This is a genomic window from Amycolatopsis acidiphila, assembly GCF_021391495.1.
GTDB lineage: Bacteria > Actinomycetota > Actinomycetes > Mycobacteriales > Pseudonocardiaceae > Amycolatopsis_E > Amycolatopsis_E acidiphila.
Map to the genome: position 1 here is coordinate 699,934 of NZ_CP090063.1, position 26,937 is coordinate 726,870.

Genomic DNA, 26,937 nt, shown 5'->3' on the forward strand with positions numbered 1-26,937 from the left:
TCGCACTGCGACTACTCCATTTGGTGCAACGGCGGTAACGTTAGAAGCGCGCCAATAGTTGTTCAAGGGAATCGTCCGGATTCATCCTTTGGATATCCCCCGCAAGCGTGAGAATCAGATGTTTCGCAGGTCGTGGGGCATAACTTCCAGGTTGCTGGGTAGTCAGACCTCCGCAATATTGGAGCGAATGGATCGTGCACGGGAGGCAGAGCCGACGATGCCGGTGGCCGCAGTGGCCCGCCGGCTCGGTGTCGCCCCCGCGACGCTCCGGACCTGGGACAGGCGCTACGGGCTCGGCCCGAGCAGGCACACCGGTGGCAAGCACCGCCGCTACGGCGCCGCCGACATCCGCCGCCTCGAGCTGATGCAACGAGCCCTGCTCAGAGGTGCCTCGACGGCCGAAGCCGCCCGCTTCGCGCTCGCAGCACCCGTCACCGACGCCCCCGCCGAAACCGCCCAGCCCGTACGCGCCGAGCCGGACCGCTCGGTCGCGCGGCGGCTACGCGGCGCGGCGCTCGCCATGGACGCCGCCGCGACGCAGCGGCTGCTGGCCGAGGCGATCGCCGACGCCGGCGTGCTGGCCGCCTGGGAGAACGTCATCGAGCCGGTGCTGACGGCGTTCGGCGCCGGCTGGCACGGGGCGCACTCCGGCGTGGAGGCGGAGTACCTGCTGACCGAGTGCGTGCTCGGCGCACTGATCCGCGCGACGCCGCTGCTCGACGAGCCGCGCAACTCCCGGCCGGTGCTGCTGAGCGGGGTGCCGGACGAGCGGGTCAATCTGCCCCTCTACGCACTCGCCGCCTGCCTGGCCGAGCGGGGTATCGCCGCCCAGCTCTTCGGAACGCCGCCGCCGGCCGAGGTCCTCGCCGTCGCCGTCCGCCGCAGCGCCCCGGCCGCCGTCGTGCTGCGGGCGCAGCGGAGCACGGTCGCCGACGGCAGGCTGTTCCCGCGCGTCTCGCGTGGCCGACAGCGCAGCCGGGTGTTCGCCTGGGGGCCGGGCTGGGTCCACACCCCGTTGCCCGAGAAGGTCGAGTTGCTGCCCGGCCTGCGCACGGCCGTCGATCGCATCGAATATGTCCTACTGGGTCGCTAGGGTTTCGGACGTGTCCACGGACGAGCTGCGGCAGGCGGCCTTCGGCGACGCGCCGGTGGTCCCCGTCGGCGCGCCCCGGTCGCCACGGGCGAAGTTGCTGACCGCCATCGTGCTCGGCGCCCAGGGCCGCTACGCCGGCGCGGCGTCCCTGCTCGGCGAGGTCGCCAAGGGACGAGACCCGGTGCTCGCCGCATTGGCCCTCTCGGCGTTCGCCTCGCACCGCCGCCAGCTCGGCGGGCACCGCGCGGCCTTCGGGCCGGACGGCGCCGCGCTGCGGCTCGTGGCCGGGCTGTCCGGCCATGCGGAACCCGACGGGATCGACGCCGCGGGGGCGCGGGCCGACGCGCTGCTCGGGCTGGCCGCGGACAACCTCGGCGTCGGCCGCCTGGCGGTCGCCCGCCGGCTGCTGGCCCGCGTGCGGGCGGAGAGCTGGCGCTCCCAGGTCCGTCGCGGCTGGGTCACCGCGGAGATCGAACTGGCCGACGGCCAGGCGAGGGCCGCCGTAGCGCCGGCGGAGGCCGCGCTGGGCCTCGCGACGGCGTCCGGCGCGCTCCGGCACGTCGTGAAGTCGCAGCTGGTCCTGGCCGCCGCGCTGGGGGCGACAGGGGAGCGGGAACGAGCGGTGCACCTCGTGGACGAAGCCCTCGGCGTGTCGGACAAATACGCACTACGCTCGCTTGGTTGGCCCGCCGGGCTGCTCGCCGCCGAGCACGGTTCCGACCTGTATGGCCGGGATCGATTCAGGGTCGACGCGGTGCTGCACGCTGTGTTACTACGGTCTGACCCGGAGGGGAGGCGGCTGGCGCGTGATTCGCCCTGGGTCCCGGTGTGACGCCGGTTGGAGCAGTCGAGGCGGCCATACCGACATCCGGGCGAAGATCTTCCAAAAAAAGCCACCGGATCGTGTCAAGGTGCGGCCTAAAGCGTCCGATAGGGGATATGGAAGGTCACCCGGCTGCAGGAAGGAAACCCCGTGACTACGGTCTTGATCTGCGACGACCGACGCAGTGTCCGCGAAGGGCTCACTCGCGTGATGTCTGCTGTCCCTGGCGTCAGTCGCATCGACTGCGTAGCGCACGGTGACGAGTTGCTGGCCAGGTATTCGCGCCAGCCGGTGGACGTCGTCCTCGTCGGCACCCAGCGCGCGATGCCGGCCGGGGTGGAGGCGACTCGGCGGCTGGTGTCCGCCAATCCCCAGGCGAACGTGATCGTCTTCGGCGCGCCCGACGATGCCAGCAGCATCGCCGCCGCGATCGCCGGTGGCGCCCGCGGTTACCTGAGGTGGGACGCCTCTCGCCCCGAACTCGTGGCCGCACTGGCGCACACCCTCGCGAGCACCTCGGTGCCCGCGCCGCGCCAGCCCGCCGACCCCGGCGTCCAGCTCACCGAGCGCGAGCTGCAGGTACTGCGTGGTATGAGCCAGGGCAAGAGCAACGGCCAGATCGGCCGCGAGCTCTACCTGTCGGAGGACACCGTGAAAACCCACGCCCGACGGCTGTTCCGCAAGCTCGGCGTGCGGGACCGCGCGCAGGCGGTCGCCCACGGTTTCCGCCGCGGGTTGGTGTCCTGATTCAGAAAGTGCTTTTCTGAGCATCTTTCATCTTGTAAGCTGCGCAAGTCGTTGAATTCTTGAACACCTTGATGTGACCGCTCGCCGGCGCGTCCCGGTTTCCGGGGCGCGCCGAAGGCGACCGTGCACGAGCGATGTCGATGCCGGACGGTACGGTGGGCATCACCGGTGCGAGGGATGTCTATCTCGCGCGCCGTCATTTTGTACGCCTACACGTAACGCTGGGACTGTTGTCTGCGATGGCCAATGTGGGGGACGGACTGGAGGAGTCGGTCGCCGCCGCTGTCGAGGGAGATCCTCAGGCGGTCGAGCGGCTGCTGGCCGCCATTCGTCCCTTGGTGGTGCGGTACTGCCGCGCCCGAGTAGGACGGCAGGAGCGTTCGTTCGCTTCAGCAGACGACGTAGCTCAGGAGGTGTGTCTCGCGGTGCTCACGGCCCTGCCCTCGTACCGTGACCAAGGACGCCCGTTCCTGGCATTCGTGTACGGCATCGCCCAGCACAAGGTGGCCGACGCGCATCGCGCTGCCGCTCGCAACCGGGCCGAGCCCGTGGCCGAGATCCCCGACGAGATCGAGGGTGACATCGGTCCGGAGCAGCACGCCTTGCAAGGGGAGTTGAACGAGCGCATGGCCCAGTTGCTGCGGGTGCTGCCGGACAAACAACGCGAAATCGTGGTGCTGCGAGTGGTCGTGGGGCTTTCCGCTGAGGAGACCGCGGAAGCGGTCGATTCGACGCCGGGCGCGGTCCGGGTCGCTCAGCACCGGGCTCTCGCGCGGCTCCGCAAGGCGCTGGCGTCCGAGGAGGTGGCCTGAGTGACCGACCGCGACAGCCGCGACGAGGTCAGACGCGAGCTCGGTGAGTTCCCGTTCGACGACAGCATGAGCGCGTCCAAGGCCGCGTTCGAGGCCGACCTCTCCGCGGTGCACGCCGACGACGCGCTGCTGGACGCGCTCGGCGGTTCCGACCCCAAGGTCGCCGACGGGCTCGGCGACCAGGAGCTCAACGCGCTGCTGCTGGCCTGGCGGCGGGACATCGACAGCGAGCCGCTCGCCGAGCTGGTGGACACCGACACCGCCGTCACCACGGTCAAGACGGCGGCACTGGCCCGCAGGCACGGCCAGAAGGCGCGCAAGCGCCGCATCCTGGTCCCGGTGGCGGTCGCCGCCGCCGTGCTGGCCATCGCCTTCAGCGGCACCGGCATCGCCGCACGTGACGCGCAGCCCGGGGACACGCTGTGGGGTCTGACCAAGGTCCTCTACGCCGACCACGCCCGCTCGGTCGAGGCCGCCTCCGCGGCGCGCACCGACCTGCAGCAGGCGAGCATCGCGCTGTCCCAGGGCCGGATCGCCGAGGCGCAGCAGGCGCTGGCCGAGGCGGCCGCGAAGCTGCAGCAGGTGTCCACGGAGGACAACCTGGCGCAGCTGATGCAGGAGCACCAGCAGCTCACCGCGATGCTGCAGAACCCGGCGTCGCCCCAGTCGCCGCCGAGCTCGTCGCAGCAGTCCTCGCCGAGCGTGCCGGTGACCTCGACCACGACGTCCCCGCCGCCGACCTCGACCACGACCAGCCCGCCGCCGACCTCGAGCACGACGTCCCCGCCCGACACCTCGACCACGACGCCGCCGTCCACGGACAGCAGCTCGGTGTCCGCGGCGGGCACCAACAGCGGCGACAACACGATCCGCTACGACTCGACCGACTCCGGCGGCGAGGCGCCGGCGCAGGTGGGTACCGGCGGCAACTGACGAAGCCCATGAGAAGGGCCCGGCTGCGAAGCCGGGCCTTTTCTCATGCGGGCGGTGCTCTCAGTAGGCGCTCTCGGTGGCCGTTACGCCGTCAGCGAAACCACGGCAGTAATCCCAGCTGACGTAGTCGGCCGGGGCCGGGTCGTAAGCGGGCTCGTGCGGGCGCATCCGCCCGTCGGCGAGCAGCTGTTCGAGGCTGGCGCGCAGCAGGTGCCAGTCGTGGTAGTGCGGCTGGTCACACTCGCCGCAGTCGACGACAATGCCACGAACCCCGCGCGGCTCCAGCAAAGCCTGGTAGACGGCCAGGTCGGACAGGTCCGCCAGCAACTCGGTGCGGGCCTGCGAGTCCATGGGTTCATCCAGGTCATCGCCGAAAGCGGCCAGGTCCTTGGCGGGGTCGTCGGGGTCGTCGGCGAACGGGTCCGGGGGCAACACGTCGTGCGGCACGGCCTGCACGGTACCGGGCGGGGGTGGGGAGCTGTCCAGATACCATCGGCAAGGAGTTCTCCGAAATGCCGAGGAAGGTCAGTCACCAGCCATGACGAGCGAGTTCACCCAGGAAGACAAGTTCGCGATGCTGGGCCTGACCTTCGACGACGTACTGCTGTTACCGGCGGAGTCGGACGTGGTGCCCAGCAGCGTCGACACCAGCACCCGGCTCTCCCGCAACGTCACCCTGCGCATCCCGCTGGTCTCCGCGGCGATGGACACCGTGACCGAGGCCAGGATGGCCATCGCGATGGCCCGCCAGGGCGGGATGGGCGTGCTGCACCGCAACATGCCGGTCGACGAGCAGGCGGCGGCGGTCGAGGTGGTCAAGCGGTCCGAGGCCGGCATGGTGACCGACCCGGTGACCTGCTCCCCGGACGACACCCTCGCCGAGGTCGACGCGCTGTGCGCCCGCTTCCGCATCTCCGGCGTGCCGGTCACCGACGCGGCCGGCCAGCTCGTGGGCATCATCACCAACCGCGACATGCGCTTCGAGGTGGACTACAGCCGCCCGGTCAGCGAGGTGATGACCAGCGAGAACCTCATCACCGCGCAGGTGGGGGTCACCGCGGACGCGGCGCTCGGGCTGCTGCGCCGGCACAAGATCGAGAAGCTGCCGATCGTGGACGGCGCGGGCAAGCTGCGCGGGCTGATCACGGTCAAGGACTTCGTCAAGACCGAGCAGTACCCCAACGCCACCAAGGACCCGGACGGCCGGCTGCTGGTCGGCGCGGCCGTCGGCGTCGGCCCCTCGGGCCACCAGCGCGCGATGGCGCTGGCCGACGCGGGCGTGGACGTGCTGATGGTCGACACCGCGCACGGGCACTCGCGCGCCGTCGTCGACATGGTCACGACGCTGAAGAAGGAGTTCGGCGACACCGTCGACGTCGTGGGCGGCAACGTCGCGACCCGCGCCGGGGCGCAGGCACTGGTCGACGCGGGTGCCGACGGGGTGAAGGTGGGTGTCGGTCCGGGCTCGATCTGCACCACCCGCATCGTCGCCGGCGTCGGGGTGCCGCAGATCTCGGCGATCTACGAGGCCGACAAGGCCTGCCGCCCGGCCGGGGTGCCGGTCATCGGCGACGGCGGCATCCAGTACTCCGGCGACATCGCCAAGGCGATCACCGCGGGCGCCTCGAGCGTGATGCTCGGCAGCCTCCTCGCGGGCACCGCCGAGTCGCCGGGCGACCTGATCCTGGTCAACGGCAAGCAGTTCAAGACCTACCGCGGCATGGGCTCGCTGGGCGCCATGCAGTCGCGCGACGGCCGCAAGTCCTACTCGAAGGACCGCTACGCGCAGGACGACGTGCTCAGCGAGGACAAGCTCGTCCCCGAGGGCATCGAGGGCCGGATCGCGTTCCGCGGGCCGCTGGTCAACGTCGTGCACCAGCTCGTGGGCGGGCTCCGCTCGGGCATGGGCTACGCCGGCGCGGAGACGGTCGCGCAGCTGCAGCACGCGCAGCTGGTGCGGATCACCGCGGCGGGTCTGAAGGAGAGTCACCCGCACGACATCACCATGACGGTCGAGGCGCCCAACTACACCGCCCGCTGACGGGCAGCAGCACACGAGAGGGGATCCGCACGTGCGGGATCTGGTCGAGATCGGCATGGGACGTACCGCGCGGCGCGCGTACGACCTCGACGACGTGGAGATCGTCCCGTCGCGCCGGACGCGTTCGTCCGCGGTGGTGTCCACCGCCTGGCAGATCGACGCCTACCGCTTCGACCTGCCCCTCGTCACGCATCCGAGCGACGCGATCGTGTCGCCGGCCAGCGCGGTCGAGATCGGCAAGCTCGGCGGGCTCGGCGTGCTCAACGCCGAGGGCCTGTGGGCGCGGCACGCCAACGTCGAGGAGGCGATGCAGCGCCTTGTCGACACGATGAAGGACGAGGACCCGACCGCGCTGGTGCGGGTGCTGCAGGAGCTGCACTCGGCGCCGGTGCGGCCGGAGCTGCTGGCCGAGGCGCTGCGGACGGTGCGTGAGTCCGGCGTGACGGTGGCGGCGCGGGTGAGCCCGCAGCGGGCGGCGGAGCTGACCCCGCACCTGATCGCGGCCGGCGTGGAGATCCTGGTCGTGCAGGGCACGATCATCTCGGCCGAGCACGTGTCCGGCGACGCCGACCCGCTCGACCTCAAGGAGTTCATCGGCGGGCTCGACGTGCCGGTGATCGCGGGCGGCACGGCCGACTACCGCACGGCGATGCACCTGATGCGCACCGGCGCGGCGGGCGTGATCGTCGGGCACGGCTACACGCCCGGCATCACGAGCACGGACCGCGTGCTGGGCATCGGCGTGCCGATGGCCACCGCGATCATCGACGCGGCGGCGGCGCGGCGTGACTACCTCGACGAGACCGGCGGCCGCTACGTGCACGTCCTGGCAGACGGTGGCATGACCTCCTCCGGCGACATCGCGAAGGCGATCGCCTGCGGGGCGGACGCCGTCGTGCTGGGCGCGCCCCTCGCCGCCTCCTCGGCCGCTCCCGGGCACGGGCTGTACTGGACGGCGGCTGCCGCGCACCCGTCGCTGCCGCGTTCGCGGGTGGCCGCGGGCCCGGACTTCGAGACCGATCTGAAGACGCTGCTGTACGGTCCGTCGTCGGATGCCGAAGGAGCGGTCAACCTGTTCGGTGCGCTGCGCCGGGCGATGGCGAAGACCGGGTACTCCGACCTCAAGGAGTTCCAGCGCGTCGGGCTGTCGGTCCGCCGCTGAGGTCACCCGGTCGAACCCGTCAGTAACTTACTCCTGGTCAGAAGCTCGTCCCGGCGCTACAGTTTTACGTGTGACCGCGAGTAACAGCAGTGCAGCTGACTATGACGTGATCGTGGTCGGGTCGGGCTTCGGCGGCAGCGTCGCGGCCCTCCGGCTCACGGAGAAGGGCTACCGGGTCGCCGTGCTCGAGGCGGGCAGGCGGTTCGCCGACGACGAGTTCGCCAAGACATCCTGGGATCTCAAGCGGTACCTGTGGGCACCGGCGCTGGGCTGCTTCGGCATCCAGCGCATCCACCTGCTCAACGACGTCATGGTGCTCGCGGGCGCCGGGGTCGGCGGGGGCTCGCTGGTCTACGCGAACACGTTGTACCGGCCGCTCAAGCCGTTCTACCGCGATCCGCAGTGGGCGCACATCACCGACTGGGAGGCCGAGCTCGCGCCGCACTACGACCAGGCCAGCCGGATGCTCGGGGTGGTCACCAACCCGACGGTGACGCCGTCGGACGAGGTGATGCGCAAGGTCGCCGCGGACATGGGCGTCGAGCGCACCTTCCACGCCACGCCCGTCGGGGTGCATTTCGGCAAGCCGGGCGAGCGGGTGGCCGACCCGTACTTCGGCGGGGCGGGCCCGCAGCGCACCGGCTGCACGGAGTGCGGCGCGTGCATGACCGGCTGCCGGGTCGGGGCGAAGAACACGCTGGTCAAGAACTACCTGTACCTCGCCGAGCAAGGCGGCGCGAAGGTCGTCCCCATGACCACCGTGGACGCGGTGCGGCCGCAGGCCGACGGCTCCTTCGTGGTCGATATCCACAAGACGGGCAAGCGGTTCCGGCACAGCCTGACCGCGGACCAGGTCGTGCTCGCCGCCGGCACCTGGGGCACCCAGCAGCTGCTGCACCGGATGCGCGACACCGGCGTGCTGCCGCAGCTGTCGTACCGGTTCGGCGAGCTGACCCGCACCAACTCCGAGGCGATCATCGGCGCCGGGCGGCTCAAGGTGGACCCCGAGCACGACTTCAGCAAGGGCGTCGCGATCACGTCGTCGATCCACCCCGACGAGAACACCCACATCGAGCCCGTGCGCTACGGCAAGGGCAGCAACGCGATGAGCCTGCTGCAGACGATCGCGACCGACGGCTCGCTGTCCACGCCGCGCTGGCTGCAGGCGGTCAAGACGATCGTGCGGAAGCCGGTCCAGTCGCTCAAGCTGCTCAACGGCTACCGCTGGAGCGAGCGGACCGTGATCCTGCTGGTGATGCAGAGCCTGGACAACTCGATCACGACGTTCACCAAGCGCGGGCTGTTCGGGCGGCGCAGGTACACCTCGAAGCAGGGGCACGGCGAGCCGAACCCGTCGTTCATCCCGGCCGGGCACGAGGCGAACCTGCGCACGGCCGAGCACATCGGCGGCGTCGCGGGCGGCACCTGGGGCGAGATCTTCGACATCCCGCTGACCGCGCACTTCATCGGCGGCGCCCCGATCGGGACGACCGCGGACGAGGGCGTGATCGATCCGTACCACCGGGTGTTCAACTACCCGAATCTGTCTATTGTGGACGGCACGGCGGTGACCGCGAACCTCGGGGTGAACCCGTCGCTGACCATCACCGCCCAGGCCGAGCGGGCGTTCTCCTTGTGGCCCAACAAGGGCGAGGCGGACCAGCGGCCGGTCCAGGCGGCGGCCTACCGCCGCCTGGACCCGGTCGCGCCGAAGAACCCCGCCGTCCCGGCCGAGGCTCCCGCGGCGCTGCGTCTCACAACGAGATCCCGGTGAAGACCGTGACCCGCTCCTCGGTGAGGTCGTGCATGGCCGCGGGGACACCCTCGCGGCCCACGCCCGACCCCTTGACCCCGCCGTAGGGCATCTGGTCGGCGCGGTAGGACGGCACGTCGCCGACGATCACGCCGCCGACCTCCAGCTCGGCCGAGGCGCGGAAGGCGAGCTGGACGTCGCGCGTGAACACGCCTGCCTGCAGGCCGTACGCCGACGCGTTGACGGCCGCGAACGCCTCGTCCGCACTGTCCACGATGGACACCGCGAGCACCGGGCCGAAGATCTCCTCCGACCACGCCTTGGCGTCCGCGGGCACGTCCGTCAGCAGCGTCGGCTCGACGCTCGCGCCGTCCCGTCCGCCGCCGGTGAGCACCTTCGCGCCGCCGGACACGGCCTCGTCGACCCAGGCGACGATCCGCTCGGCGGCCGCCTCGTCCACCACCGGTCCCACGTCGACAGTCGTGTCGTACGGGTCCCCGGTCTTCTGCGCGCGCACGGCGTCGAGCAGCGCCGGGACGAACTCGCCCGCGACCGAGCGCTCGACGAGCACCCGCTGCACCGCGATGCACGACTGGCCGGCCTGGTAGTTGCCGAACGTCGCGATGCGCGCGGCCGCGCCCGGCAGGTCCGGCCAGTCGCCGAGCACGACCGCAGCCGCGTTGCCGCCCAGCTCCAGCACGATGTGCTTGCGGGGCACGGCTTCCGCGAGCGACCAGCCGACGGGTCCGGAACCGGTGAACGACACGACCGGCAGCCGCGGGTCGGCCACCAGCGCGGCGGTGTCGGCGTTGCCCAGCGGCAGCACCGAGAACGCGCCCTCCGGCAGGTCGGTCTCGGCCAGGAGCTCGCCGAGGATGAGCGCCGAGAGCGGCGTGCGCGGCGCGGGCTTGACCAGGATCGGTGCGCCGACCGCGAGTGACGGCGCGACCTTGTGCGCGACCAGGTTCAACGGGAAGTTGAACGGCGCGATGCCCAGCACCGGCCCGCGGGGCACCCGGCGGACCAGCGCGAGCCTGCCCTCGCCACCGGCGTCGGTGTCGAGTCGCTGGAGGTCGCCGGTGAACCGCCGGGCCTCCTCGGCGGCGATCCGGAACACCGAGATCGCCCGCTTGACCTCGATCTCGGCCCACTTGAACGGCTTGCCGTTCTCCGCCGTGATCACCTCGGCCAGCTCCTCGGCGCGTTCGGCGAGCCCGCGGGAGACGTGCTCCAGTGCGGCGGCCCGGACGTGTGCGGGCGAGCGGCGGAACGCGGGTGCCACCGCCGCCGCCGCGGCGACGGCGCGTTCCACCTGGTCGGGCCCGGGCACGGCGACGGTCGCGACCTCGCTGCCGTCGAACGGGTGGGTGACCTCGAGCGTGCTGCTCCCCTGCTCCGCCCGGCCGGCGATCCACGCGGGGCGTGGCTCCGGAGTGAAGGTGTCCATGCCCTAAAGGTAAGGCGCGGCGGGCGTGACACTTCGCCGAGGGAGACCGTGACGAATGGCAGAAACACCGCGGGCCGGGTGTTCCTACATTCGGATCATGAAGACGCACCCGGTACTCGCCACCCTCGACACGCTCGGCGACCCGAAGCGGCGCCCGGTCGTCACCGGGGTCGTCTTCGCCGTCACGGCGGCGACGAGCATCGCCCAGCTCGTCGACCACCCGCTGCTGGGCCGGTTCCAGCGCGACCCGGCGATCGCGCACGGCGAGTGGTGGCGGCTGGTCACCGCGTCGTTCTTCCAGGACGGCTGGCTGCTCGGCACGATCTTCAACCTGTTCATCCTGGCCGTGGTCGGGCTGCGCGCCGAGCGGGTGTTCGGGCACTGGCGCTGGCCGGTGCTGTACTTCGCTGCCGCGCTGTTCGGCAACGTGATGAGCTATCTGTGGCTGCAGCCGGTCGGCGCCGGGAACTCGATGGCCGTCGCCGGACTGGTCGGGGCGCTCGCCACGGCGGTGCTGTGCTCGCAGGCGCCCAACCGGTTCGCCGCGCTCGCCGTGCCCGCCCTCGCCGTGGTCGACACGGCTCTGGGCGACAACCACGGCCTGCCCGCGCTGTTCGGGATGGCGCTGGGCTGGCTGCTGCTGGGCCGGGGGCGGCGTGGTGCAGCTCACCTGGGACGATAGGCGTATCGACTTTCGCTTCCCGAGGAGGTGCGGGTGCCCAGTCCGAGCGGCCCGGTCATCGTGGTGGACTTCGGCGCGCAGTACGCGCAGCTGATCGCGCGCCGGGTCCGCGAGGCCCAGGTGTACTCCGAGGTGGTGCCGCACACCGCGACGGTCGAGGAGATCATGGCGAAGGACCCCGCCGCGGTCATCCTCTCCGGCGGCCCCGCGAGCGCCTACTCCCCGGGTGCCCCTGGGATGGATCCCGAGCTGGCCAAGCAGGGCGTCCCCGTGTTCGGCATCTGCTACGGCTTCCACGTGCTGGCCCAGGCACTGGGCGGGACGGTCGAGGCGACCGGTGCCCGCGAGTACGGCCGCACCGAGGTCAAGCTGTGCGAGGACGGCGGTGTCCTGCACCGCGAGCTGCCCGCGCGGCACCAGGTGTGGATGAGCCACGGCGACAGCGTCACCAAGGCGCCCCCCGGCGCCGCGGTCACCGCCACCTCCGAAGGCGCGCCCGTCGCCGCCTACGAGAACCCCGACGAGCGCTACGCCGGGGTGCAGTACCACCCCGAGGTGCTGCACTCGCCGCACGGCCAGGAGGTGCTTCGCCGCTTCCTGCGCGACATCGCGGGCATCCGTCCCGACTGGACGACCGCGTCCATTGTGGACGAGCAGATCGCCGCGATCCGCGAGCAGATCGGCGACGGCCGCGCGATCTGCGGGCTGTCCGGTGGCGTGGACTCGGCCGTCGCGGCGGCGCTCGTGCAGCGCGCCATCGGCGACCGGCTCACCTGCGTGTTCGTCGACCACGGCCTGCTGCGGGCAGGCGAGCGCGCCCAGGTCGAGCGGGACTTCGTCGCCGCCACCGGGGTCAACCTGGTCACCGTCGACGCCCGCGAGCGGTTCCTCGACGCGCTGGCCGGGGTGACCGACCCCGAGGAGAAGCGCAAGATCATCGGCCGCGAGTTCATCCGCGTGTTCGAGCAGGCCGAGCGCGACCTCAAGGCGGAGGGCGACTACCGGTTCCTCGTGCAGGGCACGCTGTACCCGGACGTCGTCGAGTCCGGCGGCGGCTCCGGCGCCTCGAACATCAAGAGCCACCACAACGTCGGCGGCCTGCCCGAGGACCTGCAGTTCGAACTCGTCGAGCCGTTGCGGCTGTTGTTCAAGGACGAGGTGCGCCGGGTCGGGCTGGAGCTGGGCCTGCCCGAGACGATCGTGCACCGCCAGCCCTTCCCCGGCCCCGGCCTCGGCATCCGGATCATCGGCGAGGTCACGCACGACCGGCTGGAGACCCTGCGTGCCGCGGACGCCATCGCGCGCGAGGAGCTGACGGCGGCGGGCCTGGACCGCGACATCTGGCAGTGCCCGGTGGTGCTGCTCGCGGACGTGCGCAGCGTCGGCGTCCAGGGCGACGGGCGCACCTACGGCCATCCCGTGGTGCTGCGCCCGGTGTCCAGTGAGGACGCGATGACCGCGGACTGGACCCGCCTGCCCTACGAAGTGCTCGAGCGCATCTCGACCCGGATCACCAACGAGGTGGCCGAGGTGAACCGCGTGGTGCTGGACGTGACCAGCAAGCCGCCGGGCACCATCGAGTGGGAGTGACATGTGGGTCATCGGCCTGGTGCTGATCGCCGCCGCGGTCGCCGGGTTCTTCTGGATGCAGGCCACCAAACGCGAGCTGCACGCCATGATCGGCACGGAGACGCTGTCGATCCCCGAACTGGAGGACCTGCGGCGGATCTCCGACGAGCTCGGCGCGCGCGGCGGCTTCCGCAAGACCGCGGAAGTCGTGGGCGCCGCGTACCCGCGCCCAGAGGGCCCGCTGACCGCGGAGATCAGCAAGACCCCGTGCGTCTGGTACCGCTACCAGGTCGAACGGCAGTACGAGCACGTCCAGTACCGCGACGGCCGCCGCTACCGGTCCAAGCGCACGGAGAAGGTCGCCGAGCACACCTCGTCGGAGGGCTACGCGCTGATCGACGAGCAGGGCCGCACCATCGGGGTCGCCCCGGACGGCACGAAGCCCGAGGGCGTCGAGCAGACGGTGAACCGGTTCGAGCCCTACCGCGGCGGTGACCAGTCGTTCGAGCTGTTCGGCATCCGGCTGCCGGGGTTCCTCGCGGGCAACCGGGATTCGACGATCGGCTTCGAGTACAAGGAGTGGCTGATCCGCCCCGGCACCCGGCTCTACGTCCTGGGCGAGGTGCACGACGTCATCGGCCCGCTGGTGATCGGGAAGCCCCGGGAGAAGGGGCACTTCCTCGTCGCGGCGAAGACCGAGCAGGAGCTGCGGGCCGATCGCACCCGGCGGCACAAGCTCTTCGCGGTCGGCGTGATCGTCGCGTTCGTCGCCGGTCTCGCGCTCACCGTGGTGGGCATCGTCCGCTAGGGGTGCGCCGCGGCCCTGGCGAACCTCGTGCCCCAGTCGCGCAGCCGCTCGTGCAGCTCGGGCGGGCGGACCACGTGGAAGTCGGCCGCCATCACGCCGAGCGCCATGAGGGCCCAGTCCAGCTGGTCGACCGTCATGCGCACCCGGCAGTGCCCGGCGTCCACCTCGTCGACCGTGCTCCACCGGCCGATCCGCTCGCGCACTTCCGCGGCCGGGGCGTCGGCCAGCGCCTCCACCTCGTACGGGCGGGGGACGTTCTCCAGGCCCGCGCGGACGAACGCGGCCGCGTCGGCGGCGGGCAGCTCGCGGTCACGGAACCGGGCTCCGGTCGTGGCGGGGGAGAGAACCCGGTCGGCACGGAAGTTGCGCCAGTCGTGCCGGGTGAGGTCGTAGGCGACCAGGTACCACCGGTGGCCGACGGAGACCAGCCGGTGGGGCTCGACGTGCCGCTCGGTGCGGACGCCGGCGGCGGCGGTGTAGGAGAAGCGGAGGCGCTCGCTGTCGCGGCAGGCGAGCGCGATGGTGGTGAGCACTCCGGAGTCCGTGGGCGGCGTGGCCGGCGCACCCCAGCCGGCCGGCACGGTCATCGCCCGTAGCGCGTCCACCCGGCGGCGGAGCCTGGCCGGCATCACCTGCACCACCTTGGTCAGCACCCGCACCGAGGACTCGGCGATGCCGTCCACCGCGCCCTGGGCGGCGGCCTGGAGCCCGACCACCAGCGCGACCGCCTCCTCGTCGTCGACGACCAGCGGCGGCAGCGCCGCGCCCGCCGCGAGCTGGTAGCCGCCTTCGACGCCGCGCTGCGCCTCGACCGGGTAGCCCAGCTCGCGCAGCCGGTCGATGTCGCGGCGCAGGGTGCGGGCCGAGACGCCGAGCCGCTCGGCCAGTTCCGTGCCCGGCCAGTACCGGTGACTCTGCAACAGGGAGAGCAGACGCAGCGTGCGGGAGCTCGTGTTCGCCATGTTCTGAATTGTCCCGCAATTGAGGTCAGGAAGTGGCCGCTGTGACTTGTAGCGTGAGTTTCGACCGAAGGAACGGGAACGAAAGGCCGAGAACATGACCACGACCGAGCTGACCACGACCGGCGAGCGTGCCGACCTGCTCGAGATGCTCGCGAAGCACCGTCATTTCCTGCGCTTCACCACCCGCGACCTCACCGACGAGCAGGCCGGGCGGCGCACCACGGTCAGCGAGCTGTGTCTCGGCGGTTTGGTCAAGCACGTGGCGTCGGTGGAGCGGGGCTGGGCGGAGTTCATCGTGCGGGGCCCCTCGGCGATGCCGGACTTCACGGCGATGACTGAGGAGGACTTCGCCAAGCGGGCCGACGAGTTCCGGATGCTGCCGGGGGAGACGCTGGCCGGCGTGCTGGCCGACTACGCCGAGGTGGCCCGGCGGACCGACGAGCTGGTGGTGACGTTGCCGGACCTGAACGCCACCCAGCCGCTGCCGAAGGCCCCGTGGTTCGAGCCGGAAGCGGCGTGGTCGGCGCGGCGGGTGCTGATGCACATCATCGCCGAGACAGCGCAGCACTCCGGCCACGCCGATATCATCCGCGAGTCCCTCGACGGGGCGAAGAGCATGGGCTGACCGCGGACGCGGGAAGACCTCCGGCGAATGGTGCCGGAGGTCTTCCCTGTTCTCGGCCTCAGCTCTTGCGCCCGCCACGCAGGGACGCGCCCAGCATCAGGACCCCGAACAGGACCGCGCCACCGGCGAGCAGCCAGCGCAGGTCGAACTCGGGCAGCCAGGTCACGCCGTCGGTCAGCGTGTAGGCCGACACGAACAGGGTCGCGATCCCGATCAGCAGGGTGAAGACGTCGACCCCGCGGCGGCGCGGCCGCTGCTCGGTCGTCGTCTCGTCGTAGTCGTACTCAGCCACGGCGCACCTCGATCTCTCCCGCTCCCTGTGAAACGTTCACGTTCACCTGCAGTCCGCCCGCACCGTCGGTGCCCAGGTCCCGGCCGGTGACCGCCGGGCGGCCGACTCCGTCGGTCTGCTCACCGAGGCAGTTCACGTTCCCCGCGTCGACCTGGCAGATGTACTGCACGTCCGCGGTCTGCGGCACGATGATCGTCGTCTGCCCGGCCCCGGCGCGGACCTCGGTCGTGACCGGCGCGGTCGGGGGCAGCTGCGTCAGGTCCAGCCGCATGTCACCCGCGGTGTGCGAGTACACCGGCTGCACCTGGGCGGCCGTCGTGGGCGTGGCGTCGATGTCCCCGAAGCCGCCCGAGTAGTTCGACACCGGCACGGACGTGAGCACCGCGCCGGCGATCGACAGCGGCACCGCCAGCCAGATCAGGCTGCGGCCGCCCCTGGCGAACGCCCCGGCGACCAGGCCGACGCCGAGCACGGCGAGCACCAGGCCGATGACGTGCTGCGCGGAGAACCAGGCGATGCCCATGGACGCGCAGGCCGCGCCCGCGCCGGCGACCAGCAGGGCCGCGCCGAAGGTCGCCGCCCCGACCTTGGACCGCGGCCGCCGCGGCTCGTGCACCGGGGCCACCGGTGGCGGGGCGTAGGCGGGCTCGGGGTCCGGCAGGTCCCACGCCAGCGGCGGTGCGCCGAGCGGGTCCGTCCCGGCGGCCGCACCGGGCGTGGACATCGGGTACGTCATGGTCTCCTCCGCGTGTGCGACCGGCCGGTTCTCGTGGCCGCGGCTTCGATGCAGCAGGTAGAGCGCGGTCACCAGCAGTGCCAGTGCGACGATGCCGCCGCCGTTGAACCAGCCCCAGCCGCTGCCGAAGCCCAGGCTCACCAGCGGGAAGAAGGCGATCACGAGGACGATCGTGAAGCCCTTCGACATCGTGCTGCGGCCACGACCGATCAGCGCCTCGACGGGGGAGACCTGGTCGTCCTCGCCGGGGAAGAACAGCCAGCCCAGCACGTACAGCGCCAGGCCCATGCCCCCGAACACGGTCGCGACCACGAAGGCCACTCGCACGATCACCGGATCGATGCCGTACCGCTCGCCGATCCCGGCGGCGACCCCGGCGATCTTCCGGCCACGGGCAGGCCGCCGGGGCCTGCTCACCCAGAAGTCCTTCAGCGTCTCCTCGAACCCGCCGAGGCCGTGTGCCCTGGTCCGGTCTGCTGCGCCACTCATGCCATCGAATATCGGGCACGCACGCGGCGGGCACATCGGGGAACGTCCCTGAGATTCACGATCAGGGAGTTTCCCTGATGAATCGGGCTTGCGGCCGTGTGAGCATGGAAGAACCATGGAAGACGTGCAGGAAAGGGCCCGCGAGACGGCCGTCAGCCGAGTGCCGTCGAGCGCACTCGCGGAGCCGGACGGGCCACCGAAGCTCTACCGGCACCGGGCCGGCCGCGCGGTCGCGGGGGTCTCCGCGGGCTTGGCCGACCACCTCGGCGTACGCGTGATCTGGGTGCGCGCGACCTTCGCCGTGCTCGCCGCGTTCGGCGGGGCGGGGCTGCTGGCGTACGGCCTGCTGTGGGTGTTCGTGCCGCAGCGGTCGGGGGAGGACGCGTCCCAGCCGAGCTCGCCCAAGGAACGTCAGCAGGCGATCGGGCTGCTCGTGCTGGGCATCGGCCTCGCCGTCGGTGGCAGCACGATCACCGGCGTGATCAGCGGCTGGGTCGCCGTGCCGCTGGCGGTCGCGCTGGTCGGCGCAGCGGTGGTGTGGCGCGAGGCCGACGAGTCACAGCGACGCCGGTGGCGCACCGGGGCGCGCTCGGGTGTCGCGGGCGTCGTCCTCGGGGGCGGTGGCTGGTCGGCGGCCGTGCGGATCCTCGCCGGTGTCGCGCTGGTCGTCACCGGCATCGGCGTGATGGTCATCCGCAGCGGCAGTTTCGACCAGGTGCAGTTCGCGCTGATCGCGGTGTTCGCCACGCTGGTCGGGGTCGCCGTGCTGACCGTGCCGTTCTGGCTGCGGATGGTGCGGGACCTGGGGGAGGAGCGCCGGGCCCGGATCCGCACCGAGGAACGTGCCGAGATCGCCGCGCACCTGCACGACTCGGTGCTGCAGACGCTGGCGCTGATCCAGAAGCAGGCCGAAGCGCCCAAGGAGGTCGCGCGGCTGGCGCGCGGCCAGGAGCGGGAGCTGCGCGGCTGGTTGTACGGGCCGTCGGGCTACGGCGGCAAGGAGATCACCGACGGGGGCGGGCAGCTGTCCGCCGCGATCGCGGCGGTGTGCGGCGAGGTGGAGGACTCGTTCGCCATCTCGGTCTCGCAGGTCGTGGTGGGGGACGCGGAGCTGGACGAGCCGCTGACAGCGCTGGTGCAGGCTGCCAGGGAGGCGATGGTCAACGCGGCCAAGCACGCGGACGTTGAGGAGGTCAGCGTGTACGCCGAGGTCGAGCCCACCGCGGTCACGGTGTTCGTGCGGGACCGGGGCAAGGGCTTCGACCCGGACACCGTGTCGGGCGACCGGCACGGTCTCGCGGACTCGATCCGGGGCAGGATGGAACGCAACGGCGGTACGGTGCGGCTGCGCACCGCGCCCGGCGACGGGACGGAAGTGCAGTTGGCGATGCCGATCAAGACGGGGAGTGCCGCATGAGTGAGACACCGGTGACCGTTTTCCTGGTCGACGACCACGCGTTGTTCCACGCCGGGGTGCGGACGGAGCTGGACTCGATCACCGACGAGGTGCGGGTGGTCGGCGAGGCGGGCTCGGTCGCGGAGTCGGTCGCCGGCATCGTCCGGACGAAGCCGCAGGTCGTCCTGCTGGACGTGCACATGCCCGACGGCGGTGGCGCCGAGGTGCTGCGCCGGTTGCGGCCCGAGCTGCCGGACGTCGTGTTCCTCGCGCTGTCGGTGTCCGACGCCGCGGAGGACGTGATCGCCGTGATCCGCGCGGGCGCGCGGGGCTACGTCACGAAGACGATCTCGTCGAAGGAGCTGGTCCGCGCGATCACCCGCGTCGCCGACGGGGACGCGGTGTTCTCGCCCCGGCTGGCCGGGTTCGTGCTCGACGCGTTCGCCGACCGGCCCGGCTCGGCGCCGATCAGCGACCCGGAGCTGGACCTGCTCACCCCGCGCGAGCGGGACGTGCTGCGGCTGCTGGCGCGTGGCTACGCGTACAAGGAGATCGCGTCGGAGCTGTTCATCTCGGTGAAGACGGTCGAGACGCACGTGTCGAGCGTCCTGCGCAAGACGCAGCTGTCCAACCGGTACGAGCTCTCCCGCTGGGCCTCAGACCGCCGCCTCGTCTAGAGAGCTTTTCGAGAGTCGTTTGCGTAGCGGTGCGGGTGGTGGAACCTCAGACGCCCTCTCGCTGTGGGATCGCCTCCTCATGAATGCCATCCGCCGCTTATGCAACAGAACTCAGCGTCTCGACCCGCGCGCGGCGGCGCAGCCGGGTGAGCGCGACGCCCGCGAGCACGATCACCATGCCGACCAGCACCCGCGGGTTCAGCTCCTCGTGCAGGAACACCGTGCCGAGCAGGACCGAGACCACGGGGATCAGGTAGCCGACCGTCGACACCGCCACCGCGCTTTCGGTCGCGAGCAGCCGGTAGTTCAGCGCGAAGGCGATACCCGTGCAGAACACGCCCAGCACGACCACGGCGAGGACCGGCACGAGGCTCAGGTGCACGGGCCGGGTGCCCCCGGCCGGCATCGCGAACAACACGAACCCGCTGGCCACCATCATCTGCGCGCCCGCGAGCGCGACCGGCGAGGAGCCGGTGGCCGACAGGAACCTGCCCTCGTAGGTGTAGATGAAGCCGTAGCTGACCGCCGCCGCGACGCAGGCGAGCGCGCCCCAGCTGAGCAGGCCGTCGGCGTGCCACGGCGCGAAGATCACCAGGATGCCCGCCAGGCCGAGGACGAGCCCGGCGAGCCGGGGCAGGCCCAGGTCGCGGTCGACGCGGAAGGCGAGCGCGACCACGAGTGTCCACAGTGGAGTCGTCGCGTTGAGCACGCCGGTGATGCCGGAGCTGACGGTCTCCTCGCCGACGGCGAACAGCAGGAACGGCAGCGCGTTGTGGAACAGCGCGGCCATCGCCAGGTGCAGCCACACCCGCCGGTCCGACGGCAGGCGGCCGCGCTGGAAGTAACCGATGACCAGCAGCACCACGGCGCCCAGCACGATGCGGATCAGCACCAGCTGCACCGGGGTGAACGCCTCCAGCGCGAGCTTCATCCACAGGAAGCTCGACCCCCACATCAGCGCCAGCGCGCCCAGGCGCAGCAGCGTTTTCGTCTCTCCCACGCTGCCAGGTTCCCGTCCCTGACCTGTAAGGACAAGCGAAATAAACTACATGCCGCGTTCAGCAGAACTGTACGATCGGACCATGCTCGACACCCGCCGAATGCAGGTCCTGCGGGCGGTGATCAGCAGCGGTTCGATCACCGCCGCCGCGCGCAACCTCGGGTACACGCCGTCCGCGATCAGCCAGCAGCTGGCGACGCTCGAGCGCGAGGCGGGCGTGGAACTGCTGGAGCGGGTCGGCCGCGGCGTCCGGCCGACCGCCGCCGGCGCCCTGCTGTCCGAGCACGCGGAGGTGCTCAGCGGTCAGCTGTCGAAGGCCGAGTCCGAGCTGGCCGACCTCAAGGCGGGCCGCACGGGCCGGCTCGCGGTCCGCTACTTCGCCACCGCCGGTGCGGCGCTCGTCCCGCCCGCGATCGCGGCGATCGGGCGCGAGTTCCCCGGCATCCAGCTGGACCTGAAGCTGCGCGAGCCGCTCGACTCGATCCGGGAGGTCGAGGCGGGCGAGGTCGACGTGGCGATCGTCGTGTGGCGCGGGGAGTGGCGGATCAAGACGGCCGAGCTGGTGCACCTGCTCGACGACCCGTACCGCGCGACGCTGCCGCGCACGCATCCCCTCGCCCACAAGCGGGTGCTGGACCTGTCCGACCTGCGCGACGAACCGTGGGTCGGCAACGAGGGCACGCCCGGCCCCTGCCGGGACGTGCTCCTCGCCGCGTGCGGCGCCGCGGGCTTCGTGCCGAACTTCGTGGTGGACTGCGAGGACTACCAGACCGCACAGGGGTTCGTGGCCGCCGGGCTCGGCATCAGCCTGGTGCCGGCGCTGGGCCTGGGCTCACCGCATCCCGGCGTGGCGATCAAGCGCATCCGCAGGCCGGAGCCGATCCGGTCGATCCACGCCGCGGTGGCCACCCGGGCGAAGGGCAGGCCCGCGGTCCGGCACTTGCTGGACACCCTGCGCGCAGCGGCGCCCGCTGCCGCCTAGAGGAACAGGACCTGCGTGATCCCGACGCCGATCGCGGCCGCGCACAGCACGGCGAGCACGGTGAGGATCAGCGCCCGCACGCGCGCGGGCGTCAGCTGGATCAGCGGCGCCTTGGTGGCGACCGGCTGCGGCAACGGCTGTCCCACCGGCCACGCGACGGGGATCGTCGGCAGCGCCGGTGCGGTCGGCGGGATGAACGCCGACTGACGGCCCTGGGTGATCGCCTGGAACGCGATGATGCTGTCCGCCAGCGTCGGCCGCGTCATCGGGTCCACGCGCAGCAGCTTCATCAGCGCACCGGTCAGCTGGCCCGCCCGCCGCGGCTGGCGCAGCGGGCCGGTGCCGTTCTCGCCGTAGGGCGGCACGCCCTCGACCGCCTGGTACAGCGTCGCGCCGAGGGAGAACGCGTCGGCGGCGTGGTCCGGCGGGGCGCCGTGCAGGATCTCCGGGGCGCGGAACGCCGGGTTCTGCCCGGGGCCGGTGATGCCGATGTCGGTGATCTTCACGCCACCGTCGTCGGCGAGCAGCACGTTGCCCGGTTCGAGCCCGCGGTGCAGGATCCCGGCCCGGTGCGCGGCCGACAGCGCGGACGCCAGCTGGATGCCCAGGAACGCGGCCTGCTCGGGTGTCAGCGTGCCGTGCTCGGTGAGGAAGTGCGCCATGCTGCGCGACGGCACGTACTCCATGACCAGCCACGGGTCGGGCCCGTCCCGCACCACGTCGTACACGGTGATCGCGCTGTTGTGCAGCACGCGGGTCGCGGCGCGGCCCTCCTGGAGGGCGAGGTTGATCATGTGCTCGGTCCGCGCGGGATCGAGGCCGGGCTGGACGAACACCCGCTTCGCGGCGACGGTGCGATGCAGCAGCGTGTCGTACGCCAGCCACACGATCCCGGCACGGCCACGGCCGATCGGCTGATCCAACCGGTACCGGCCGCCGACGACTGCGCCCTCAGTTCCCAAAGCAACCTCTCGTCGCGCCGACGGTCGGATAGTTACCGTCCACCCTACTGATCCAGCCTGAGAACTTACGGAGTCCCGGTCGGTGATGCCGTATCGCTGGGCGGCGGCGAGCTCGGCTTCGAACTCGGCGAACTCGGCGTCGACCGCCTCGAGCTGCTCGCCGAGTTCTCCGTCGTTTCCTCGACCGCGCTGCTTCGCCTGGAGGAGCTCCTCGTCGACCTCGTCACGCTGGACTCCGTGCTCCCGGTCTCCGTGGCGCTCTCCGTCGTCTGCACCAACGAGCTGGTGGTCGCGGGCGGCGGCACGACGGGCTGGTTGTCGGTGATGTTGCTGCTGCCCCTGTCCGGCCCGTTGAACAGCCAGACGCCCAGTGCGATCAGCCCGATCACGACGACGCCGCCGATCGCGGCCGGCACCTTCCACTTCCCGGGCTTCTCGTCCTCGTCCTCGGCCGTCGCGGCCGGGTCCTCGTCGTCGTACCCCGCGTAACCGGCCGGGACGGCACGGGTGCGACCGTCGTAGTCCTCGGTCGGGTACGCCGCGGTGGTGCCGTCGTCGGCGTAGTCGTCCTCGTAGTCGTCGTAGAAGTCGTCCGGCCGGTTGTTGCCGAGGCTCCCGCTGAACGCCCGCGTGGCACCCGCTCCGGCCGCCGCACCCGCCGCGGCCGCGCCGAGCATTCCAGGGGAGGCGATCTGCGTCGGGTCGGCCGGCCCGCCCAGCGGGGTCTCGCCGCGACCGACCGCGTCCAGCAGCTCCTCCGCCTCGGCGGCGGTCGGCCGGTGGCTCACCTCGGGGTGCAGCAGGACCGCGAGCACGCTCGCCAGCGGGCCGGACTGCCGGGGCGGGTTGATCTGCCCGGCGGCCACCGCGTGCAGCAGGCTCAGCGTGTTCTCGCTGAGGCCGAACGGGGGCTGGCCCTCACAGGCCGCGTACAGCGTCGAACCGAGCGAGAACACGTCGGCCTCGGGGCCGGGCTCGCCGCCGATCGCCACCTCGGGCGCCAGGTAGGCGGGCGTGCCGGCGATCATCCCGGTCTTGGTGACCGTGACGTCGTCCTTGGCGCGGGAGATGCCGAAGTCGGTGATCTTCACCAGCCCGCTGTCGGCGAGCAGGATGTTGCCGGGCTTGATGTCGCGGTGCACGATGCCGACCGCGTGCGCCTCCTTGAGCGCCGCCGCGATCTGCGCGCCGATCCGCGCCACCTCCTGCGGTGGCAGCGTCTTCCGGTCGCGCAGCACCTCGGCCAGGCTCGTGGACTGCAGGTACTCCATCACCAGGCACGGATGGTCGTTGTCGTCGGTGACGACGTCGAACACCGTGATCGCGTTGGGGTGGTGCAGCCGGGCCGCGATCCGGCCCTCACGCATGGTGCGTTGCTTGGCGTCCTCGGCCTCGTGCTGGTCGAGACCGGGCTGGAGCAGGAGCTGCTTGATCGCGACGGTGCGTGCGAGCACCTCGTCGTGCGCCTGCCAGACCGCGCCCATGGCACCGGTGCCGATCCGCCGGACCACACGGTACCGGCCGGCGACCAGGCGACCCTCGTCGCTCACGCGACCTCCTTCGGGGCTGCTTGCAGGGCGCGACCCGTGGCCGCACGCCCGGAGCGTATGCACATATCGCGGCCCGCAGGCCGGTTCAGCCGAGTCGAGCTCGTGACAAGGCTAGGGCGCTCACTCTGCGCACATACACTCGGCACGCTTCGGGGCGATTCGAGGTTGCCTGCTATGGCGAAGCTAGAGCTGCTCCGCGGACAGCAGCACCGCCCGCGAGATGACAGCGCTCTTGCCCTTGGTCAGGCTGAGCACCTGCGTGACCCGCAGCCGGGTGCCGTCCTGCTGAAGCATGGTGACCACCGCGCGCACCGTGCCGTCCGACTGCACCACGACCTCGTCCACGTCCACCTCGGCCATCGAGCTCCACGCCCGGACCAGGTCGCCGGGTTCGTCCCCGGCCAGGTCCGGGGTGAGCATGGCCAGCGCGTCCTCCGGACGTTGCGTCATGCGCTGGTAGAACTGTTTGACCAAGGCCACCTTCTCGTTGTCGGTGGCCTGTGCCTGGGTCGAGGTGGTGGTCTGGCCCGCCACGGCGGCGTCGCCGCCGGCGGGCTGGGTCTGGGCGACCGGGACCTGGGAGGTCGCGACGGCGCTGGGCGCCGATGCCCCGGTCTGGCCCTGGCGCGCGACGTCGGTGGCGTTGGGCACGAAACCGCCGAGCGCGGCGGCACCGGTGATCTGCGGGGGAGCAGGGCTCGCTTCGCCCGCCTTGTCGGGCCGCTCCCGGGTCAGCATCGAGGACGCGACGACGGCGCCGACCAGCAGCGACGCGGCAGTCGTGAGACCGGCGAGCTTCGCCACCTTCGACAGCGTGCTCTCCGGCTCGCGCGTGGGCACGACGGTGCCCTTGGCGCGCACCCGGGGCGGCGGCAGGAACTTGCTCGGCTCGTGCGCCGGTTCGGTGAGGTAGGTGTCTTCGACCAGCTCGAAGTCGAGCTCCTGTGCCGACAGGAGGTCCTCGACGGTGAGGGCGTCCGGCGTCTGCCGGTACCGCCGCCGATCGTGCACGACTCTCATGGCCTCTGTCCCGGTTGATCGTGTTGTCTGTTCGTTCATCAGCGAACCGTGGCGAGTCGTTACCGGCCACCCTCGATCGGTGGACAGCCACCAGGACACGACGAACGGCAGTAACGTCACCCAACCGGAGCAACGACCGCGCGAGGGATCAGGAGCCGTCGCTGGCGATCTTGCCGCGCTGGAAGGTCAGCGTGCGCTGCTCGGTGCTCGCGGAGCCGTTCTTGCGGACCAGCTTCACCGTGCAGACCGTCTTGCCGTCGTACTGGTGCACCTGTACGTGCTCGACCTGGAAATAGGCTACGTCGGCGTACTTGCGTTCGAGGCCCTGGGTGCCTTCCTGCTGCAGCTCACCGGTGGTCATCGCGTACGCGGCCTGCGGATCCTCGGTGACGGAGTCCAGGAAGGTCTGCGAGTCCTTGGCCAGCGTCTGCGGGTCGGCCTCGGCGAACTGGAAGCGCCACGGGTCGGCGTCGTACGGCGCCGGGGTGGGCTGCGGCTTGGCCGGGATCGGCGTCGTCGTGGGCGTCGGTGCCGAGCTGGGGCCGCTGCCGGTGCTGTCCGTCGGGACGATCGTGGTGCCGGCGGTGCCTTCGGTGGTCGTGCCGTCGGGAGCGCGGAGGCTGTCGGGACGGCGGGAGGGGTCGCTCGAGGTGCTGGGGTCGGGCGCCGCGTGCCGCCCGCTGGTGACCGTGTCGCTGGAGCGGCCGGCCGGGCCGGGCACGACGCGCTCGCCCTCGACCGTGGGCAGGCCGCCGCCGAGCCCGGGGATCCAGGCGTCACCGGCCTGGTCGGGCGCGGGCTTGCCGACGAGCGCGGACCCGGCGAACAGCAGCGCGACGACGACGCCGCCGGAGGAGGCGGTGGCGAACCACGCGGCCTTGCGCCAGGTGCGGGGCGGGGTGACCGACGCGGGGACGCTGCCGAGGTCGAACGAGCCCAGCCCGGTCTCCGGCGGCGCGATGTACACGCGCACGTCGTCGTCCTCGCCGTTCTCGTCGTGGCAGGTCGGCGGGGTCAGCTTGACCTTCGTCCGCCGTGGCGGCTTCGCGCGCGGCGCCGGGGCGGACGGTGGCACGGGCAGTTCGCCGCGGGCGGCGGGGAACGCGGGGGTGCCCTCTTCGAGGATCTGGGAGATCAGCGGAAGCGAACCGCGGGCCGGCGGATCCAACGGCCCCGGCGCGAACGAGGAGTGCCGGCCGGCGGCCGGGCGCGGGGGCACCATGGGTGTCCAGGTGCCCGCGCCGCGCCGGTGCCTGCCGGTTGTGAGAGGAAGCTGTTCGGTCGAATCGGCCCCACCTGTCATGCCGGGTGGACCCCTCTCCCCGTGCCGCGTGACGTCGCCGGGAGGGCGGTTAAGCCGAACGGAGCAACCTGCACACGTGAAGATGCACGTTCATCTGCACGCGCACGCCGAGTTGGCGCGCGAGTGCCCTTGATCGTGCGAACGTCCACCCCCCAAGGGTAAAAGGCTTCGTCGGCAACGGGAGCACGGGCTCCCAAGTTCACCCTGTCGGGGTTAAGCCGCGCGAGAAAGTGCGACTTGCAGTGTGTAACCGCGGTAGTTCGCGGTGTTCAGCCGCCGCTGCGGTACTTCGCCTGGGTCGACTGCAGCGCCTTGACGGCTACCGCGCCACTACCGGCGGCGACGAGGATGGCGATGATGTCCATCCCGGTTCCCCCGGCCGTGAACAACCAGGCGAGCAACGACGCGGCGGTGGTGCCGCCGGCGACCGCCCACCGGCTACGGACGTACTCGGCGACCGGGGTGCCCCCGGCCCGCTTGTTCGCCGCGTTGTTGAGCAGCGCCAGATAGCCGACATGGCCGAGCGCGGCGAGCACACTGGCTATCGCGATCACGACCGCGATGAAATTAATCATGTCTCCAGTGTGCCCGCGTGCGGCCCGTCCGGGGTCGGGGAAACACCCTGAAATTATTCAGCGGCCCAGACGCCCGCGGCCCAGGTTGAGCAGCGCCATCGCCAGCTGCCTGCCGTCCGGGCCGAGGTCGCGGTAGCGCGCCAGCACGTCCATCTCGCGGTTGTAGACGATCCGGGTGCCGCCGGCGGCCATCCGGGCGCGACCGATGGTCTGGGAGACCTCGACCCGGCGTTTGACGAGGCGCAGGATCTCGGCGTCCAGCCAGTCGATCTCCTTGCGCAGCTCGCCGATCTCCTCGGCCGAGGCGACCGGCTCCGCGGAGGAGACCTGATCTGGCGTTTCGTGTGTCTGTGCGTTCATCTGGACCTCCGGTCGGTCCGGACTCCCACCTGGTCCCAGAGCCGACGAAAGCCCCGGGTCCGTGGACTCCGGGGCTTGGCGGTGATTGCGGTCGGACACTACGCGATCACGGGAGCCGGAGTCCGGGTCCCGTAGAAA

The 26,937-nt window shown here is 71.6% G+C and carries 27 protein-coding genes; 15 read left to right on the plus strand and 12 right to left on the minus strand.

Annotated elements, in window-relative coordinates; all coding sequences use genetic code 11:
* The first annotated feature begins 187 nt into the window (after positions 1-187).
* The 5 genes from LWP59_RS03470 to LWP59_RS03490 all read left to right on the plus strand — a co-directional run bounded on the left by LWP59_RS03470 (position 188) and on the right by LWP59_RS03490 (position 4,408).
* Positions 188-1,093 carry a MerR family transcriptional regulator gene (locus LWP59_RS03470; protein ID WP_144645731.1) on the plus strand — a complete coding sequence of 302 codons (906 nt, stop codon included), beginning with the start codon at positions 188-190 and terminating at the stop codon, positions 1,091-1,093.
* 10 nt (positions 1,094-1,103) lie between these two features.
* A complete protein-coding gene (locus LWP59_RS03475) occupies positions 1,104-1,925 on the plus strand; it encodes a hypothetical protein (RefSeq protein ID WP_229858291.1) in 822 nt (273 codons plus the stop codon).
* Positions 1,926-2,066: 141 nt separating this feature from the next.
* Entirely contained in the window at positions 2,067-2,663 is a 597-nt protein-coding gene (locus tag LWP59_RS03480; protein ID WP_027940930.1) for a response regulator transcription factor, read from the plus strand.
* 239 nt (positions 2,664-2,902) lie between these two features.
* A complete protein-coding gene (locus LWP59_RS03485; RefSeq protein WP_144645737.1) occupies positions 2,903-3,475 on the plus strand; it encodes a sigma-70 family RNA polymerase sigma factor in 573 nt (190 codons plus the stop codon).
* Positions 3,476-4,408, plus strand: a complete 933-nt coding sequence (locus LWP59_RS03490; protein WP_144645735.1) for an anti-sigma-D factor RsdA — start codon at positions 3,476-3,478, stop codon at positions 4,406-4,408.
* 60 nt (positions 4,409-4,468) lie between these two features.
* Here LWP59_RS03490 and LWP59_RS03495 read toward each other — a convergent pair whose 3' ends face one another.
* Entirely contained in the window at positions 4,469-4,864 is a 396-nt protein-coding gene (locus LWP59_RS03495) for a DUF5319 domain-containing protein (protein WP_144645739.1), read from the minus strand.
* Between the two features lie 82 nt (positions 4,865-4,946).
* Here LWP59_RS03495 and guaB point away from each other — a divergent pair, with 82 nt between their 5' ends.
* The 3 genes from guaB (at position 4,947) to LWP59_RS03510 (ending at position 9,385) form a co-directional block, all read left to right on the plus strand.
* Positions 4,947-6,449, plus strand: coding sequence for an IMP dehydrogenase (gene guaB / locus LWP59_RS03500; RefSeq protein ID WP_144643809.1), 1,503 nt, complete (start codon positions 4,947-4,949; stop codon positions 6,447-6,449).
* A 31-nt stretch (positions 6,450-6,480) separates the two neighbouring features.
* Positions 6,481-7,611, plus strand: coding sequence for a GuaB3 family IMP dehydrogenase-related protein (locus LWP59_RS03505; RefSeq protein WP_144643810.1), 1,131 nt, complete (start codon positions 6,481-6,483; stop codon positions 7,609-7,611).
* 70 nt (positions 7,612-7,681) lie between these two features.
* Positions 7,682-9,385, plus strand: a complete 1,704-nt coding sequence (locus LWP59_RS03510) for a GMC family oxidoreductase (RefSeq protein ID WP_144643811.1) — start codon at positions 7,682-7,684, stop codon at positions 9,383-9,385.
* Here LWP59_RS03510 and LWP59_RS03515 read toward each other — a convergent pair.
* A complete protein-coding gene (locus LWP59_RS03515; RefSeq protein ID WP_144643812.1) occupies positions 9,366-10,811 on the minus strand; it encodes an aldehyde dehydrogenase family protein in 1,446 nt (481 codons plus the stop codon). The genes LWP59_RS03510 and LWP59_RS03515 overlap by 20 nt on opposite strands.
* Positions 10,812-10,908: 97 nt before the next feature.
* On the opposite strand from LWP59_RS03515, the gene LWP59_RS03520 reads away from it, so the two are divergent.
* Genes LWP59_RS03520 through LWP59_RS03530 form a run of 3 tightly spaced genes read left to right on the plus strand, consistent with a single transcriptional unit; the run spans position 10,909 to position 13,870 of the window.
* The gene (locus tag LWP59_RS03520) at positions 10,909-11,493 is read left to right on the plus strand and encodes a rhomboid family intramembrane serine protease (protein WP_144643813.1); all 585 of its coding nucleotides are present in this window, start codon (positions 10,909-10,911) and stop codon (positions 11,491-11,493) included.
* Positions 11,494-11,526: 33 nt separating this feature from the next.
* Positions 11,527-13,083 (plus strand): glutamine-hydrolyzing GMP synthase, encoded by a 1,557-nt coding sequence (gene guaA / locus LWP59_RS03525; protein ID WP_144643814.1) that lies wholly within the window; start codon positions 11,527-11,529, stop codon positions 13,081-13,083.
* A gap of 1 nt (position 13,084) precedes the next feature.
* Positions 13,085-13,870 carry an E3 ubiquitin ligase family protein gene (locus LWP59_RS03530; RefSeq protein ID WP_144643815.1) on the plus strand — a complete coding sequence of 262 codons (786 nt, stop codon included), beginning with the start codon at positions 13,085-13,087 and terminating at the stop codon, positions 13,868-13,870.
* Here the strand turns inward: LWP59_RS03530 and LWP59_RS03535 are convergent.
* The gene (locus LWP59_RS03535) at positions 13,867-14,832 is read right to left on the minus strand and encodes a helix-turn-helix transcriptional regulator (protein ID WP_144643816.1); all 966 of its coding nucleotides are present in this window, start codon (positions 14,830-14,832) and stop codon (positions 13,867-13,869) included. The two genes, LWP59_RS03530 and LWP59_RS03535, sit on opposite strands and share 4 nt — an antisense overlap.
* Before the next feature lie 94 nt (positions 14,833-14,926).
* Between LWP59_RS03535 and LWP59_RS03540 the strand changes: the two genes are divergently transcribed.
* Complete coding sequence (locus LWP59_RS03540) at positions 14,927-15,457, plus strand: DinB family protein (protein WP_144643817.1); 531 nt, start codon at positions 14,927-14,929, stop codon at positions 15,455-15,457.
* A gap of 58 nt (positions 15,458-15,515) precedes the next feature.
* On the opposite strand, the gene LWP59_RS03545 is transcribed toward LWP59_RS03540, so the two are convergent.
* Positions 15,516-15,749: a hypothetical protein gene (locus LWP59_RS03545; protein ID WP_144643818.1), complete on the minus strand. Its 234-nt coding sequence runs from the start codon at positions 15,747-15,749 to the stop codon at positions 15,516-15,518.
* Complete coding sequence (locus LWP59_RS03550) at positions 15,742-16,974, minus strand: PspC domain-containing protein (protein WP_144643819.1); 1,233 nt, start codon at positions 16,972-16,974, stop codon at positions 15,742-15,744. The genes LWP59_RS03545 and LWP59_RS03550 overlap by 8 nt, the downstream gene beginning before the upstream one ends.
* A 115-nt stretch (positions 16,975-17,089) precedes the next feature.
* Between LWP59_RS03550 and LWP59_RS03555 the strand changes: the two genes are divergently transcribed.
* Positions 17,090-18,391 (plus strand): ATP-binding protein, encoded by a 1,302-nt coding sequence (locus LWP59_RS03555; RefSeq protein WP_144643820.1) that lies wholly within the window; start codon positions 17,090-17,092, stop codon positions 18,389-18,391.
* Positions 18,388-19,047 (plus strand): response regulator, encoded by a 660-nt coding sequence (locus tag LWP59_RS03560; RefSeq protein ID WP_144643821.1) that lies wholly within the window; start codon positions 18,388-18,390, stop codon positions 19,045-19,047. Before LWP59_RS03555 ends, LWP59_RS03560 begins: the two co-directional genes overlap by 4 nt.
* A gap of 97 nt (positions 19,048-19,144) precedes the next feature.
* Here the strand turns inward: LWP59_RS03560 and LWP59_RS03565 are convergent, their stop codons facing one another.
* Positions 19,145-20,047 (minus strand): DMT family transporter, encoded by a 903-nt coding sequence (locus tag LWP59_RS03565; protein ID WP_144643822.1) that lies wholly within the window; start codon positions 20,045-20,047, stop codon positions 19,145-19,147.
* An 82-nt stretch (positions 20,048-20,129) separates the two neighbouring features.
* Between LWP59_RS03565 and LWP59_RS03570 the strand changes: the two genes are divergently transcribed.
* A complete protein-coding gene (locus LWP59_RS03570; RefSeq protein ID WP_144643823.1) occupies positions 20,130-21,029 on the plus strand; it encodes a LysR family transcriptional regulator in 900 nt (299 codons plus the stop codon).
* Here LWP59_RS03570 and LWP59_RS03575 read toward each other — a convergent pair.
* The 6 genes from LWP59_RS03575 to LWP59_RS03600 all read right to left on the minus strand — a co-directional run bounded on the left by LWP59_RS03575 (position 21,026) and on the right by LWP59_RS03600 (position 26,799).
* Positions 21,026-21,991 carry a serine/threonine-protein kinase gene (locus tag LWP59_RS03575; RefSeq protein ID WP_144643824.1) on the minus strand — a complete coding sequence of 322 codons (966 nt, stop codon included), beginning with the start codon at positions 21,989-21,991 and terminating at the stop codon, positions 21,026-21,028. The two genes, LWP59_RS03570 and LWP59_RS03575, sit on opposite strands and share 4 nt — an antisense overlap.
* A 65-nt stretch (positions 21,992-22,056) precedes the next feature.
* Positions 22,057-23,541, minus strand: a complete 1,485-nt coding sequence (locus LWP59_RS03580) for a serine/threonine-protein kinase (RefSeq protein ID WP_144643825.1) — start codon at positions 23,539-23,541, stop codon at positions 22,057-22,059.
* 183 nt (positions 23,542-23,724) lie between these two features.
* A complete protein-coding gene (locus tag LWP59_RS03585; protein ID WP_144643826.1) occupies positions 23,725-24,561 on the minus strand; it encodes a hypothetical protein in 837 nt (278 codons plus the stop codon).
* A 148-nt stretch (positions 24,562-24,709) separates the two neighbouring features.
* A complete protein-coding gene (locus tag LWP59_RS03590; protein WP_144643827.1) occupies positions 24,710-25,783 on the minus strand; it encodes a hypothetical protein in 1,074 nt (357 codons plus the stop codon).
* Positions 25,784-26,133: 350 nt separating this feature from the next.
* Entirely contained in the window at positions 26,134-26,439 is a 306-nt protein-coding gene (locus tag LWP59_RS03595) for a hypothetical protein (protein ID WP_144643828.1), read from the minus strand.
* 57 nt (positions 26,440-26,496) lie between these two features.
* Positions 26,497-26,799: a chorismate mutase gene (locus tag LWP59_RS03600; RefSeq protein ID WP_144643829.1), complete on the minus strand. Its 303-nt coding sequence runs from the start codon at positions 26,797-26,799 to the stop codon at positions 26,497-26,499.
* Between the last annotated feature and the right edge of the window lie 138 nt (positions 26,800-26,937).

Coding starts and splice junctions, on each gene's coding strand:
- LWP59_RS03595 (WP_144643828.1), bottom strand. CDS start 26,439: ATGATTAATTTCATCGCGGTCGTGATCGCGATAGCCAGTGTGCTCGCC.
- LWP59_RS03485 (WP_144645737.1), top strand. CDS start 2,903: ATGGCCAATGTGGGGGACGGACTGGAGGAGTCGGTCGCCGCCGCTGTC.
- LWP59_RS03470 (WP_144645731.1), top strand. CDS start 188: ATGGATCGTGCACGGGAGGCAGAGCCGACGATGCCGGTGGCCGCAGTG.
- guaB (WP_144643809.1), top strand. CDS start 4,947: ATGACGAGCGAGTTCACCCAGGAAGACAAGTTCGCGATGCTGGGCCTG.
- LWP59_RS03600 (WP_144643829.1), bottom strand. CDS start 26,799: ATGAACGCACAGACACACGAAACGCCAGATCAGGTCTCCTCCGCGGAG.
- LWP59_RS03585 (WP_144643826.1), bottom strand. CDS start 24,561: ATGAGAGTCGTGCACGATCGGCGGCGGTACCGGCAGACGCCGGACGCC.
- LWP59_RS03590 (WP_144643827.1), bottom strand. CDS start 25,783: ATGGTGCCCCCGCGCCCGGCCGCCGGCCGGCACTCCTCGTTCGCGCCG.
- LWP59_RS03515 (WP_144643812.1), bottom strand. CDS start 10,811: ATGGACACCTTCACTCCGGAGCCACGCCCCGCGTGGATCGCCGGCCGG.
- LWP59_RS03520 (WP_144643813.1), top strand. CDS start 10,909: ATGAAGACGCACCCGGTACTCGCCACCCTCGACACGCTCGGCGACCCG.
- LWP59_RS03555 (WP_144643820.1), top strand. CDS start 17,090: ATGGAAGACGTGCAGGAAAGGGCCCGCGAGACGGCCGTCAGCCGAGTG.
- LWP59_RS03550 (WP_144643819.1), bottom strand. CDS start 16,974: ATGAGTGGCGCAGCAGACCGGACCAGGGCACACGGCCTCGGCGGGTTC.
- LWP59_RS03530 (WP_144643815.1), top strand. CDS start 13,085: ATGTGGGTCATCGGCCTGGTGCTGATCGCCGCCGCGGTCGCCGGGTTC.
- LWP59_RS03560 (WP_144643821.1), top strand. CDS start 18,388: ATGAGTGAGACACCGGTGACCGTTTTCCTGGTCGACGACCACGCGTTG.
- LWP59_RS03540 (WP_144643817.1), top strand. CDS start 14,927: ATGACCACGACCGAGCTGACCACGACCGGCGAGCGTGCCGACCTGCTC.
- LWP59_RS03535 (WP_144643816.1), bottom strand. CDS start 14,832: ATGGCGAACACGAGCTCCCGCACGCTGCGTCTGCTCTCCCTGTTGCAG.
- LWP59_RS03570 (WP_144643823.1), top strand. CDS start 20,130: ATGCTCGACACCCGCCGAATGCAGGTCCTGCGGGCGGTGATCAGCAGC.